The sequence below is a fragment of the Pseudomonas sp. GM25 genome (assembly GCF_000282255.1).
Lineage (GTDB): Bacteria > Pseudomonadota > Gammaproteobacteria > Pseudomonadales > Pseudomonadaceae > Aquipseudomonas > Aquipseudomonas aphyarum.
In genome coordinates this window covers 1-15,417 of sequence record NZ_AKJQ01000042.1, presented here as the reverse complement: position 1 = coordinate 15,417, position 15,417 = coordinate 1, and the positions used below count along the sequence as shown (strand labels likewise).

Sequence of the window (15,417 nt, the reverse complement as noted above, 5' to 3'; positions counted from 1 at the left end):
ACGCCCTTGGGCAAACCGGTGGAGCCCGAGGTGTAGATCACGTAGGCCAGGTGTTCGCTGGTCAGGCCAGGCACCTGCGGATTGCCGGTTTCGGTGTCCGGCCAGACCTGCAGATCGAGGTCGATCACCGGCACGTCCAGCGCCGGCAGGCGTTCACGCAAATCACTCAGGCACAGCACGGCCACGGGCGCACTGTCGCTCAGCAGATAGTTCAAACGCTCCGCCGGGTGCGCCGGATCCACCGGCACATAACCGGCCCCCGCCTTGAGAATGGCCACCAGCCCGACCAGCGTGTCGAGCCCGCGCCGGGCGACGATGGCCACCCGATCATCGGGGCGAACACCCAACCCGATCAGGTGATGAGCCAGGGTATTGGCCTGTCGGTTCAGCTCGGCAAAGCTCAGCCCCTGCCCCTGGCTGACCGCCGCAACCGCCTCGGGACGCTCGATCACTTGCGCCTCGAATCGCTGCGCAATCGTCAGCCCCGACACAAACTCAGCGTGCGTGTCGTTGAACGCAACCAGCAACTGCTCGCGTTCGTGAGCCTGAACCATGTCGAGCTGTTCCAGTGCCGCCTGATCGTTGGCAACCATCGCACGCAGCAATTGCTCGAAGTAGCCGGTGTAACGCTGGATGGTCGACTCATCGAACAACGCCGTGGCGTATTCCATCACGCCGCGAATGCCCTCGTGGGTTTCGCCCAGGGTCAGCGACAGGTCGAACTTGGCGAAACGGGTCGGGCCGGCCACGCTTTCCAGTGCCAGCTCACCCAGCGCCAGCGCCGGGCCGACGCTGTTTTCCCAGCTCAAGGTGTTCTGGAACAACGGGCTGTGGGACAGGCTGCGCGCCGGCCGGGTGACCTCCACCACTTGTTCGAAAGGCAGGTCCTGATGGGCCTGAGCCTGTAACGTCAGCGCTTTGACCCGAGCCAGCAGCGCCTCGACGCTGAGCTCGCCGGAGGTGTCAATGCGCAGGGCCAGGGTGTTGATGAACAAGCCAATCAAACCCTCGATTTCCGCCCGGCCACGGTTGGCAATCGGCGAGCCGACCACCACGTCCGACTGCCCGGACAAGCGACCGAGCAACAGCGCCCAGGCGCTCACCATCGTCATGTACATCGTCACGCCGTGCCGCTGGCTCAGCGCCTTGAGCCCGGCGCTCAGCGGTTCATCGAGCCGGAACTCGACGCTGGCGCCGGTGTAATCCTGTTGCGCCGGACGCGGACGATCGGTCGGCAGCACCAGCAAGGTCGGGGCCCCGACCAGATTCTGCTGCCAGTAATCGCTCTGCCGTTGCAGCACTTCACCGCTCAACCAGCGCCGTTGCCAGATCGCGTAGTCGGCATATTGCAGCGCCAGCGGTGGCAGCGGATTGGCCAGGCCATGGCTGAACGCCTGATACAGCGCCATCAGTTCACGGGTCAGAACGCCCATCGACCAGCCATCGGAGATGATGTGGTGCAGGGTCAGCAGCAACACATGGTGGTCGTCGGCCAACCGCACCAGACACCCGCGAATTAGCGAATCGTGCTGCAAATCGAACGGGGTCGAGGCCTGTTCACGGATCAATGTCTGCAAGGCTTCGTCGGCGCGTGGATGCTGACGCAGATCTTCGTCCCGTAGCAGCACGCCAATGTCGAGCGGCGCAATCATCACCTGCACATCATCGTCGTGCGGGACAAAACGGCTGCGCAGGGTTTCGTGACGCTCGACGATCCGCGCCAATGCCTGTTGCAGCGCTGTTTCGTCGAGATGACCGCGCAGGCGCAGGCCCAGCGGAATGTTGTAGGCCGTGTTGACTCCTTCCATCCGCGCCAGAAACCACAGCCGTTGCTGGGCGAACGACAGCGGCAGCGCACCGTCGCGAGGCACTGGGACAATCGCCGGTTGCGAGCTGCGACCGGCCCGGGCCAGCACCTCGGCGACCGCCGCCAGTTCGGCATTGGCGAACAGCTCACTGAGGGCCAGCTCGACGCCCAGGCGTTGGCGAACCTGGGACACCATGCGCATCGCCAGCAGCGAATGCCCCCCCAGTTCGAAGAAGTGGTCCCGGCGCCCGACCCGCTCGACTTGCAGCACTTCGCCCCAGATCTGCGCCAGCGCGGTTTCCAGTTCGCCTTGCGGTGCTTCGTACTCGCGAGTGAACAGCGCCGCGCGATCCGGCGCTGGCAAGGCCTTGCGGTCGACCTTGCCGTTGGCGGTCAGCGGCAACGCATCCAGTCGCACGAACGCCGTCGGCACCATGTACTCGGGCAATTGCGCCAGCAGGCAAGCACGCAACTCAGCCACCGGTTGCGGTTCGACCTGAGCCTGTTCGGTGTAATAGGCGACGAGCCGCGGCTGGCCGGGTTCGTCTTCACGGGCCAGCAATACCGCTTCCTGAATACCGGGGAGCTGGTTGAGGCGGGTTTCAATCTCGCCCAGCTCGATGCGCACGCCGCGAATCTTCACCTGATCGTCGTTGCGTCCCAGGTATTCGAGAGTGCCGTCGCTTTGCCAGCGTGCGAGGTCACCCGTGCGATACATGCGCCCGCTGTTGAACGGATCGTCGAGAAAGCGCTCGGCCGTCAGCTCGGGACGGTTCAGATACCCCCGGGCAACCCCGGCGCCACCGACATACAACTCCCCCGCCACGCCGATAGGCACTGGACGTTGCTGTTCATCCAGCAGGTAGACCGTGGCATTGCTCACCGGCCGACCGATGTGCAGCGCCTGCCCGGCGTCGACCTTGCCCGAGGTCGCCACCACCGTGGCTTCGGTCGGGCCGTAGTTGTTGATCACATCGAAATGCTGGTGACGGCTGAACTGCCGCAGGCGATCGCCGCCGATCAGCAGTGTGCGCAAGGTCGGGTGTTCGAGGTTTTGACTGAAGGCATATTCGGCCACCGGCGTGGGCAGGAAGCTCACGTCCAGCGGCTGCGCGCGCCACCAGTCGAGCAAAGCGTCGATGTCTTCGTTGCCGTCGCGAGTCGGGGCCAGGTGCAGGGTCGCGCCGGCACACAGGGCCGGCCAGACTTCCCAGGCCATGGCGTCGAAACCGAAGCCGGCAAGGCTTGACGTGTGGCGGCCGGCGCACAGATCGAACGCGCCGCAATGCCAATCGACGAGGTTGGACAGGGTGCGGTGTTCGACCATCACGCCCTTGGGCAGACCGGTCGAGCCCGAGGTGTAGATCACGTAGGCCAGATGCTCGTTGGTCAGCCCCGGCACCTGCGGGTCGAGGGCCAGGCTCAGTGGCCAGGTGCGGCGGTCTAGGTCGATGACCGGGACGTCCAGCGTCGGCAGTCGATTACGCAGATCGCTCTGGGTCAGCACCACCACCGGGGCGCTGTCGCTGAGCAGGTAGCTCAGGCGCTCGGCCGGATGCGCCGGGTCGACCGGCACGTAACCGGCGCCGGCCTTGAGAATCGCCAGCAGGCCGGCCAGCGTATCCAGCCCTCGGCGGGCGACGATGGCCACGCGATCATCGGGGCGAACGCCCAGGCTGATCAGATGATGGGCCAGGGCGTTGGCGTGCAGGTTCAGTTCGGCGTAGGTGACCTGTTCACCGAGGAACACCGCCGCCACCGCTTCCGGCCGTTCGATGACTTGCGCCTCGAAACGTTGGTGAATTGTCAGCCCTTGCGGATAGTCGGCCCGGGTCGCATTGAAGCCGCGCAGGATCTGCTCGCGCTCCGCGTCCGGCAGGATCGATACCTGGCTGATCGGCGAATCCGGCACCTGTTCCAGCGCGGACACCAGACCGTTCAGGGCACCGAGCATGTAATCGCACACCCGCTGCGGGTCGATCTCAGTGGTGGCGAGCAGGGTCAGGCTGAAAGCATCGCCCAGGTCATCGATACTCAGGGTCAGCGGATAATTGGTGCGTTCTTCCGAGTGCAGAGTGGTGATGCCTTCCCACGCCGACAGGGTTTGTGCGCTGGCCGACCCGGCGCCATGGCTGTGACGGTAATTGAGCAAAGCGCTGAACAGCGGCGTCGGTGCGGCCACGCTGCTGCAACGCTGGGCCAGCGCCAGCGGCGCGTGTTCATGACGCATCAACGTGGTCAGGCGCGCGTGGGTCGCCTGCACGGCGCTGCGTACGCTCTGGGTGTCGACATCGACCCGCACCGGCAAAGTGTTGATGAAAATGCCCAGCGCCCGGTCGGTAGCTTCGGCGCCTTGCAGACGGCCCATCAACACTGTGCCGAACACCACGCGTTGCTTGCCGGCAAGCGTGGCCAGCACCTGCGCCCAGGCCAGATGAAACAGGCTAGCCGCGCTCACTCCGAGCTGCCGCGCCTGCCCCCGCAGGCGTTGGCCCAATGCTGACTCCACCGGCACGCTCAACTCGGTGATGCCGTGCCCGTCGCCCTGCACATCCTGCAAACCAAACGGCAAGGTCGGCTCGTCGATATCGCCGAGCATGTCGCGGAAGAACGCCTCGTGCTCGCTCTCGCTGACACCCAGTCGCGCCTGCGCCACGTAATCACGGAACGCGACCGGCCGCCCCAGCAGATTGCCCTGCCCCGTGAGGAACGCACGCATCTCATGCCGCACCACATCGAGCGCCGAGTGATCCAGCGCCATGTGATGGAACAGCAACGTCGCAACCACACGTTGCCCGGTTTCGTCCCACGCATGGGCCAGGCGCATCATCGGCGCCCGGCCCACATCCATGCGGAATTCCCGGGCATCGAAACGCTCATGCAAGTACGCCAGCGCATCGCCTTCGGCATCGATCTCTTCCACCGGCAATTCGGCGTGACGCCAGACCACTTGCTGCGGCGTATCCAGTCCATCCCATACCACCGCCGTACGCAGGATGTCGTGACGATCGATCACGGCCTGCAAAGCCTGAACGAACGCGTTCAAGCGCCCGCGATCTGCAAAGGCGAAATGCGCCTGCATCACGTACGGATCACCCTGCGTGGCGCTGACATGGTGGTAAAGAATGCCTTCCTGCAACGGCGCCAGCGGGTAGATGTCCTGCACATTGGCCGCACCGCCCGGCACGTCGGCAACCAGACGGTCGATGGTCACCTGATCAAGTTCCGCCAGGGTCAGCATTGCCGGAGTGATGCGTGTGGTGCCCGGTGCAATGCCATTGGCCGGCACCTCGACCTGACCGCTCTTGGTCGCTGAATATTGCCCGGCCTTGATCAGTTCGATCAGCGCCGGTTTGTGCTCGCGCAACAGCGCCAGCACCGCCGGATCGCTCAGCGCCTGTTTGTTGCCCTGTACCCGCAACTGGTCGTCGGTGACCGCCAACTGGATGTCTTTAGCCTTGAGTGTTGCCAACAGTTCGATCACGTTCACAGGACGATCTCCATTCTTTCCGTAATTGCGGCGTAACCGGCCAGGGTCGGTTGTTCAAACAACGCCCTGACTTCGGCTTCCATGCCTTCCTGACGTAACCGGCCGATCAGACTGACCGCCAGCAATGAGTGCCCGCCCAGTTCAAAAAAGTTGTCGTGGCGCCCTACCCGTTCCACGTTGAGCAGTTCGGCCCACAGTCCGGCCAAGAGGATTTCCACTTCGCCGACCGGTGCTTCGTATTCACGTGTGATCACAGAAGCTTGATCCGGCAATGGCAAGGCCTTGCGGTCGAGTTTGCCGTTGGGGCTCAGTGGCAGCGCATCGAGGTGCATGAACACCGCCGGCACCATGTAATCCGGTAGGTGTTCGAGCAGGTGACCGCGCAGTACGTCGATTTCCAGGCGGGCGCCGGTGTAATAGGCGACCAGACGTTTGTCCCCCGGTACGTCTTCGCGGGCCAGCACCGCCGCTTCCTGCACGCCGCTGATGTCGGTCAGGCGTGACTGGATTTCACCGAGTTCGATACGCAGGCCTCGGATCTTCACCTGATCGTCGTTGCGGCCCAGGTATTCGATGTTGCCATTGGCCAGATAACGAGCGACGTCGCCGGTGCGGTACATCCGACCATTGGGCTGGAATGGATCCTGAAGGAAACGCTCAGCGCTGAGTTCAGGACGGTTCAGGTAACCCCGCGCCACCTGCACACCACCGATGTACAACTCGCCGACCACGCCTTGCGGCACCGGTTGCTGCTGGGCATCGAGGATGTACATGCGGGTGTTGGCGATCGGTTTGCCGATTGGCGTGTTGTCCGGCGTGGTGTCGACGGGCCCGGCGCAATCCCACGCCGTGACGTCCACCGCTGCTTCGGTCGGGCCATAGAGGTTGTGCAAACCACTGTTCGGCAATTGCTGTTTGAAGCGCCGCACCAGACTGCCCGGCAAGGCTTCACCGCTGCACATCACCTGACGCAAGCCGTTGCAACGTGCGGTGTCGCCATGGGCGAGGAACACGTCGAGCATCGACGGCACGAAGTGCAGCGTGGTGATCTGCTGTTGTTCGATCACTTCGCTGAGGTACAGCGGATCCTTGTGCCCGCCCGGACGGGCCATCACCAACCGGGCGCCGGTCATCAGTGGCCAGAAGAACTCCCAGACCGAGACGTCGAAGCTGAACGGCGTCTTTTGCAGCACCGCATCTTCGAAGCCAAGGCGATAGGCGTCCTGCATCCACAGCAAGCGGTTGACCACCCCTGAATGCTCGTTGATCACGCCTTTCGGCTGACCGGTCGAACCCGAGGTGTAAATCACGTAAGCCGTGTGCTGCGGAGTCAGTCCATCGACCGACAAGTTATCGCCCGACAGCGATTGCCAGGTGTCGTGATCCAGATCGACCACCGGCACCGCCACCTCACCCAACAACCCGCGAGTCGAGCCCTGCACCAACACCGCCGACGGCGCGCTGTCTTCCAGCATGTAGGCCAGACGCTCCAGCGGATACGCCGGATCCAGCGGCACATAACCGCCGCCAGCCTTCAAAATGGCCAGCAACCCGACCACCATTTCCAGCCCGCGCTCGACACAGATCGCCACCCGCGCATCCGGGCCAACACCCAAACCGCGCAAGTGATGGGCCAAACGGTTGGCCCGAGCATTCAGCTCGGCATAACTCAGTCGCTGTTCACCGGAAAGCACCGCCACCGCCTGCGGCGTGCGCAACACTTGCGCCTCGAACAGACCATGAATGCTCTGCTCAAGGTCGTAGCCGACGTCCGTAGCATTGAGGTCGAACAACAACCGCTGCCGCTCACCCCCCTCAAGAATCGGCAAACGATTCATCGCCCGCGTCGGTGCCTGCTCCAGCGCCTCCACCAACGCCAACAGCGCCGTTTGCATGTAACCGCAAATCCGCTGCGCGCCAATGTCCGCCGGCACCATGGCAATCAACGAGAAACCGTTGCCCAGGTCATCGACGTTCAGGCTCAGCGGGTAGTTGGTGCGTTCTTCACTGCTCAGGGTCTCGATGCCTTGCCAGGCCTGAATCACGCTGTCCGAATGCTCGGCGCCGTGACTATGCCGGTAGTTGAGCATCGCGCTGAACAACGGCGACGGCGCCGCGATCCCGCTGCAACGCTGGGCCAGCGCCAGCGAAGCATGCTCATGCCCCAGCAGCGCGGTGAGACGCTGATGCGTCGCCTTGACCGCTTCGCGCACCGGGGTTTCGCCAAGATCGACCCGCAACGGCAAGGTGTTGATGAACATGCCCAGCGCGCGGTCGGCGCCCTGACCGCCCTGCATCCGGCCCATCAACACAGTGCCGAACACTACATTGTCCTGCCCGGACGTCGCCGCCAATACCTGGGCCCACGCGAGGTGGAACAGGCTGGCCACGCTGATGCCCAGCTGCCGCGCCTGACTGCGCAGACGCAGGTTCAGGCCGTTGTCGAGCGCCTGCTGCACTTCCTCAATGCCGCGTCCGTCGCCGCGCACATCGCGCAGGCTGAACGGCAAAGTCGGCTCGTCGATGTCGCCGAGCATGTCGCGGAAGAACGCTTCATGTTCCTGCTCCGTGACGCCTAGCCGCGCCTGCGCCACGTAGTTGCGGTACGGCACCGCCGCTGGCAACGGCTCGTCGGCCCCACGCAGGTACGCCTGCATTTCATGGCGCACCACTTCCAGCGCAGTGTGGTCGAGCACGATGTGATGGAACAGCAGCATCGCCACCACCCGGTCATGGGCCGGATCGCGGGCGTACACCAACCGCAGCAACGGCGCCTGAGCGATGTCGAGGCGGTAATGCCGGGCATCGAAGCGGGCGTGCAGTTGTTCAAGGATGTCGCCGGCCGAAGGATCCAGCATGACCTCCTGCACCACCAGTTCAGCCCGACGCCACACGACCTGCACCGGCACGCTCAAACCTTCCCACACCACACCGGTACGCAACACGTCATGGCGGTCGATGACGTGTTGCAACGCTGCGCTGAAACGCTGCAGACGTTCAAGACTGTCAAACGCCAGCCGCGATTGCAGCAGGTAGGGATCGCCTTCTCCCGCACTCAAGTGGTGGTAAAGAATGCCTTCCTGCAACGGCGCCAACGGATAAATATCCTGCACGTTCGCGGCGCCGCCCGGCACGCTGGACACCACGCGTTCGATAGCGGCCTGATCCAGCGAAACCAGCGTCAGCATGTCCAGGGTGATGCGGGTGCAACCGGCCGCGATGCGATTGGCCGGCACTTCGATTTCCCGCCCGCTGCCCACGGCGGCGGCCAGTGCGGCCAGGGTCGGCTGACTGAACAGCACGCGCACGTCGGTGCTCAGGCCGATCTGACGCATGCGTTCGATCAGGCTCACCGCCAGCAGCGAGTGCCCGCCCAGTTCAAAGAAGTGATCGTGACGCCCGACCCGCTCGACTTTCAGCACCTCGGCCCACAACCGGGCCAAAGCGATTTCGGTCTCGCCGACGGGAGGTTCGTATTCACGCACCAGCACCGACTCGGCACCGGGGGCCGGCAGCGCCTTGCGATCTACCTTGCCGTTGGGGCTCAGCGGCAGGCTGTCGAGCGCGACGAATGCCGACGGCACCATGTAATCGGGTAAGCGTGCGAGCAAGTGTTCGCGCAACGCCTCGATCCCCGGTTGCCCGGCTTCGGCGTGCCAGGTGAAGTACGCCACCAGACGCTCCTCACGCACCAGCACCACGGCTTCTCGCAAGGCTGGATGGCTCAACAGTTGCGCTTCGATCTCACCCGGTTCCAGACGCAAGCCACGCAGCTTGACCTGGAAGTCGTTGCGCCCGATGAATTCGAGCTGGCCATCGGCGCGGTAACGCACCCGGTCGCCCGTGGCGTACAGCCGATCGCCGGCCACGAACGGGCTCGGGATAAACCGTTCGACCATCAATTGCGGTAACCCCAGATAACCCCGCGCAACCCCGGCACCGCCAATGAACAACTGACCGGTGACGCCCATCGGCACCGGCCGTTCGGCGGCGTCGAGTACATACAGACGGGTGTTGTTGATCGGCCGTCCGATCGGCAACGCACTGTCCGGCACCGGCATCGACGGTTCCAGCGTCCACACCGTGCTGTCGACCGTGGCTTCAGTCGGACCGTAGACGTTGTGCAAACGCACTTTCGGCAAACGCTCACGTACCAGACGAGCCAGCGCCGGGGTCAGGTCGCCGCCACCACAGAACACATCGGTGAGGCTGCTGCACTGGCTGACATCGTCCTGCTCGAGGAACTGTTGCAACAGCACCGGCACGAACTGGATCACGCTGATCCGCTGCTCGCGAATCACCTGCGCCAGATACGCCGGCTCGCGGTGCCCGTCAGGACGCGCCAGCACCAGACGCAAACCGGCGCCCAACGGCCAGAACAGCTCCCAGACCGAGGCATCGAAACTGAACGGGGTTTTCTGCAACAGGGCGCCGTCCGTCACGGCAGGACACAGCTGAGAACTCCAGTGCAACAAATTGCCCACGCCGCGATGCTCGACCATCACACCTTTCGGCGAACCGGTCGAACCGGAGGTGTAGATCACATAGGCCAGGTTCGAAGCGCTCAGGTTCGGCACTTGCGGATTGTCGTCCGGATTGAATGTCCAGTGAGCCTGATCCAGATCGATCACCAGCGCGGTGCTCTCGCCCAGCAACTCACGCGTCGCCCCATGAACCAGCACCGCCACCGGGGCGCTGTCCTTGAGCATGTAATCCAGACGTTCCGCCGGATACGCCGGGTCCAGCGGCACATAGGCACCGCCCGCCTTGAGAATACCGACCAGACCGACTATCAGCTCCAGCCCGCGCTCGACACAGATCGCCACCCGCGCATCCGGCCCCACGCCCAGTTCGCGCAGGTGATGGGCCAGACGGTTGGCCTGTGCGTTGAGCTCGGCGTAAGTCAGCCGCTGTTCACCGGCCTGCAACGCAACGGCTTGCGGCGTGCGTTGTACTTGTGCCTCGAACAGCCCGTGAACGGTCTGCTCCAGATCGTCTGCGGTGTCGGTGACGTTGAGGTCGTACAGCACCTGCTGACGTTCTGCGCCGTCAAGGATCGGCAAGCGGTTCAGCGGCTGATCCGGTGCCTGCTCCAGAGCATCCGCCAGTGCCTCCAGCGCGGTCTGCATGTAGTCGCAGATCCGCTGCGAACCAATGCTCGCCGGGGTCATGGCGGTGAGCACAAAACCGCTGCCCAGATCATCGACACCCAGGCTCAATGGATAGTTGGTGCGCTCCTCGCTGCTCAGGGTCTCGATGCCTTGCCAGGCCCGACGCACGCTTTGCTGTTGCGCCTCGTCGGCGCTGTGCCGGTAGTTGAGCATCGAACTGAACAGCGGCGATGGTGCGGCCACACCGCTGCAACGCTGGGCCAGCGCCAGTGAAGCGTGTTCATGACCGAGCAAAGCACTCAGACGCGCATGCGTCGCCCGAGCCCCTTCGCGCACCGGAGTTGTCCCCAGATCGACCCGCAGCGGCAAGGTGTTGATGAACATCCCCAACGCCCGGTCGGCACCCTCGCCGCCCTGCATCCGGCCCATCAGCACCGTGCCGAATACCACACGATCCTGCCCGGATGTCGCGGCCAGCACCTGTGCCCACGCAAGGTGGAACAGGCTGGCCACGCTGATGCCCAGTTGCCGTGCGAGGCTGCGCAGACGCTGGCCGGTCGCTTCGGTCAGAGCCTGCTGCGTTTCCTCGATGTCGCTACCGTCACCTTGTACATCCTGCAATCCGAACGGCAGGGTCGGCTCGTCGATGTCGCCGAGCATTTCGTGGAAGAACGCTTCGTGCTCCTGCTCGCTGACACCCAGCCGCGCCTGCGCCACGTAGTTACGGTAAGGCACGGCCGCACCCAGCGAAGTTTCATGCCCTTGCAGGCAGGCGAGCATTTCGTGCTGCACCACGTCCAGCGCGGTGTGATCCATCACGACATGGTGGAACAGCAACATCGCGACTACCCGATCGTGGGCCGGATCACGGGCATACACCAGACGCAGCAACGGTGCCTGACTGATGTCGAGCCGGTAGTGCCGGGCATCGAAACGCCCGTGCAACTGCTCGAGGACATCGCCATCCGCCGGGTCGAGCACGATCTCCTGTACCGGCAGCTCGACGTGACGCGAGACCACTTGCATCGGCTCGGCCAGTTCCTGCCAGATCACCGCCGTGCGCAGGATGTCGTGACGGGAAATGACCTGGCGCAGCGCTGCCGCGAACGCTTCCACACGCTCGACGCTGTCGAAGGCCAGCCGCGATTGCAGCAGGTACGGGTCGCCCTGCTCTGCGCTCAAGTGGTGATAGAGGATGCCTTCCTGCAACGGTGCCAGCGGATAAATGTCCTGCACGTTGGCGGCGCCGCCCGGCACTGTGGCAACGATCCGGTCGATGCTCGGCTGATCCAGTTCGGTGAGGTTCAGCAGGTCCGGGGTGATATGGGCGCAATCAGCTGGAATGCGGTTGGCCGGCACTTCGATTTCGCGACCGCTGCCCACCGCTGCGGCCAGGGCTGCCAGAGTCGGCTGGCTGAACAGCACGCGCACGTCGGTGTTCAGGCCGATCTGGCGCAGGCGTTCGATCAGGCTGACGGCCAGCAGCGAGTGGCCGCCCAGTTCGAAGAAGTTGTCGTGGCGACCGACTTTTTCCAGCTTCAGGACATCGGCCCAGATCTGTGCCAGCGCGGTTTCCAGCGGGCCTTGCGGGGCTGCGTATTCGCGGCTGAGCCAGGCGTTCTGATCCGGTTCCGGCAAGGCCTTGCGGTCGAGTTTGCCGTTGGCGGTCAGCGGCAAGGCGTCGAGGCGCACGTAAGCCGCCGGGATCAGCGCTTGCGGCAAACGGGTTTGCAGATGATTACGCAAGGCTTCGATATCGGCAGGCGCACGTTCGGTGAACCACACCAGCAACTGCCCGTCGCGCACCAGCGCCACCGCGTCCTGCACCGCCGGATGACTGGCCAGCGCCGCTTCGATTTCTCCCAGTTCAACCCGCACGCCGCGCAGTTTGACCTGATCGTCGTTGCGGCCCAGGTACTCGATGTTGCCGTCCGCCAGCCAGCGTGCGAGGTCGCCGGTGCGGTACATCCGCGCCTGCGGCTGATCGCTGAACGGGTCGGTGAGGAAGCGTTCGGCGGTCAGATCGGTACGGTTCAGATAACCGCGCGCCACCCCAGCGCCGGCGACGTACAACTCGCCCGTCACACCTACTGGCACCGGGCGTTGTTGGTCGTCGAGCAGATAGATACGGGCGTTGGCCATCGGCCGGCCGATGTGCAGCGGCTGGCCGACTTCCACCGGGCCGGACGTAGCGACCACCGTGGCTTCGGTCGGGCCGTAGTTGTTGATTACCGCAAAGCTCTGCGCACGGTTGAACTGACGCAGCTTGTCACCACCGATCAGCAAGGTGCGCAGGGTCGGGTGTTGCAGCTCGCGACTGAAGGCGTATTCGGCCACTGGCGTCGGCAAGAAGCTCACCTGCAACGGCTGCGCCCTCCACCAGTCGAGCAGTTCGTCCAGATGCTCATTGCTCACCGATTCTGGCGGCAAGTGCAACGTCGCGCCGACGCACAGCGCCGGCCAGACTTCCCAGGCCATTGCATCGAAACCGAACCCGGCAACGCTGGCGGTGTGGCTGCCGGCGTGCAGGTCAAAGGCTTCGGCGTGCCAGTGCACAAGGTTTTCCAAAGTCGCATGTTCGACCATCACGCCTTTCGGCTGGCCGGTGGAGCCCGAGGTGTAGATCACGTACGCAAGGTGCGCCGGGGTCAGGTACGGCAGTTGTGGATTGCTGTCGGGCAGGTGTCGCCAGGCGTCACTGTCCAGATCGATCACCGGCATCATGCCCAGCAGATCCCGGGTCGAAGCCTGTGCGAGCACGGCCACCGGATCGCTGTCCTGCAACAGGTAGGCAATGCGTTCAGCCGGATGCGCCGGGTCCACCGGCACATAACCGGCGCCAGCCTTGAGAATCGCCAGCAGGCCGACCAGCATCTGCGGGCCACGACGCACGCAGAGCGCGACGCGGTCGTCCGGTTGCACACCGAGGCCGATCAAGTGATGGGCCAGTCGGTTGGCACGCTGATTAAGCTGCCCGTAGGTCAGCTGTTGCGCACCTTGAATCACCGCGAGGGCATTCGGGGTGCGCTCGGCCTGAACCTCGACCATTGCATGAATCGTCGCGCCACGGGGATAGGCCGTAACCGGTGGATTGAAGCCGTCGACCAGACGCTCCAGCTCCGCAGTCGAAAGGATCGGCAAGCGGTTCAACGGTTTTTGCGGCGTCTGTTCCAGCGCCTGCACCAGTTGCTCCAGCGCGGTGTGCATGTAACTGCAAATCCGTTGCGCGCCGATCTGGCTCACCGCCAGCACCGACAAGGCAAAGCCTTCGCCCAGATCGTCGACACTCAAGGTCAGCGGGTAGTTAGTGCGTTCTTCACCGCCGAGTTTCTGCACGCCCTCCCAGATGCCCTGCCCGTTCTGCGACGACTGCGCAGGCGCACTGTGACGGTAGTTGAACAAGGCACTGAACAATGGCGACGACGCGGCGACACCACTGCAACGCTGGGCCAGTGCCAGCGAAGCATGTTCATGCCCGAGCAATGCCGTCAGCCGTGCATGGGTCGCCTTGACCCCATCGCGCGCGCCGGCGCCGACATCGATGCGCAGCGGCAAGGTGTTGATGAACACCCCCAGCGCCCGGTCGGCACCATCGCCCCCTTGCATCCGCCCCATCATCACCGTGCCGAACACCACATCGCCGCGGTTCGACAGCACGCCCAGCACTTGCGCCCAGGCCAGGTGCATCAGGCTGGCCGCGCTCACGCCCAGTTGCCGGGCCTGTTCACGCAGGCGCCCGTTGAGCTCCGCAGCCACCGGTTGCAGCGCTTCCTCGACGCCGTGACCGTCGCCCTGCACGTCCCGCAGTCCCAGCGGCAGGGTCGGTTCGTCGATGTCGCCGAGCATCTCGCGGAAGAACGTTTCGTGCTCCTGCTCGCCGAGCCCCAGACGTGCCTGAGCCACGTAGTTTCGATAAGGGATCGGCACCGAAAGGTTTTCGACCTCACCGAACATCACACCGCGCATTTCCTCGACGATCACTTCCAACGCGGTGTGATCAAGGATCAGGTGATGGGACAGCAGGATCGCCACCACGCGCTGCTGCTTCGGATCTTCGGCATACACCATGCGCAGCAGCGGCGCCTGGCTGATGTCGAGGCGGTAGTGACGGGCGTCGAAACGCTCGTGCAACTGCTCGAGGATGTCACCCTGCACCGGGTCCAGCGTTACGTGCTGCACCACCAGTTCGGCGTGGCGCCAAACCACTTGATGAGGGTTCGCCAGGCCTTCGTGGACAACGCTGGTGCGCAGGATGTCGTGGCGTGCGATGACCTGCTGCAAGGTGTCGGTGAAGGTCCGCAGACGTTCGACACTGTCGAAGGCCAGCCGCGATTGCAGCAGGTACGGGTCGCCCTGCTCCGCGCTCAAGTGGTGATAAAGGATGCCTTCCTGCAACGGCGCCAGCGGGTAGATTTCCTGCACGTTGGCAGCGCCGCCGGGCACCGTGGCGACGATCCGGTCGATGCTGGCCTGATCCAGTTCGGTGAGGCTCAGCAGGTCCGGGGTGATGTGGGTGCAATCAGCCGGAATACGGTTGGCGGGCACTTCGATCTCGCGACCGCTGCCCACCGCTGCCGCCAGTGCAGCCAGAGTGGGTTGGCTGAAGAGCACACGCACATCGGTGCTCAGGCCGATCCGGCGCAGGCGCTCGATCAGGCTCACCGCCAGCAGCGAATGGCCGCCCAGCTCGAAGAAGTTGTCGTGGCGACCGACCTTTTCCAGCTTCAGGACATCGGCCCAGATCTGCGCCAGCGCGGTTTCCACCGGGCCTTGCGGGGCTTCGTATGCCTGGCTGAGCCAAGCGCTCGGATCCGGCCGCGGCAAGGCTTTGCGGTCGACCTTGCCGTTGTTGTTCAGCGGCAAGGCGTCGAGCTGCACCCAGGCCGAGGGCACCATGTATTCAGGCAGGCGCGCTTGCAATTGTTCGCGCAGGCTGGCGCTGTCCACGCCCTCTTCGGCCGTGAAATACGCCACCAGACGCAGCGGCTCCTGGCCGTCCTGACGGGCCA

The 15,417-nt window shown here is 64.3% G+C and carries 2 protein-coding genes (1 of these 2 only partly in view); both read right to left on the bottom strand.

Translation table 11 applies throughout. The features are described from left to right. Nucleotides 1-5,297: the 5' end (the start) of a non-ribosomal peptide synthase/polyketide synthase gene (locus PMI24_RS16910; protein ID WP_007955993.1), read on the bottom strand. 17,287 nt of this gene lie to the left of the window's left edge; only the first 5,297 of its 22,584 coding nucleotides appear in the window; it begins with the start codon at nt 5,295-5,297; its stop codon lies beyond the left edge, outside the window. Beyond that, the coding region (locus PMI24_RS16905) for a non-ribosomal peptide synthetase (protein ID WP_007955992.1) at nt 5,294-15,417 on the bottom strand (10,124 nt) is incomplete at its 5' end. The genes PMI24_RS16910 and PMI24_RS16905, both read right to left, overlap by 4 nt.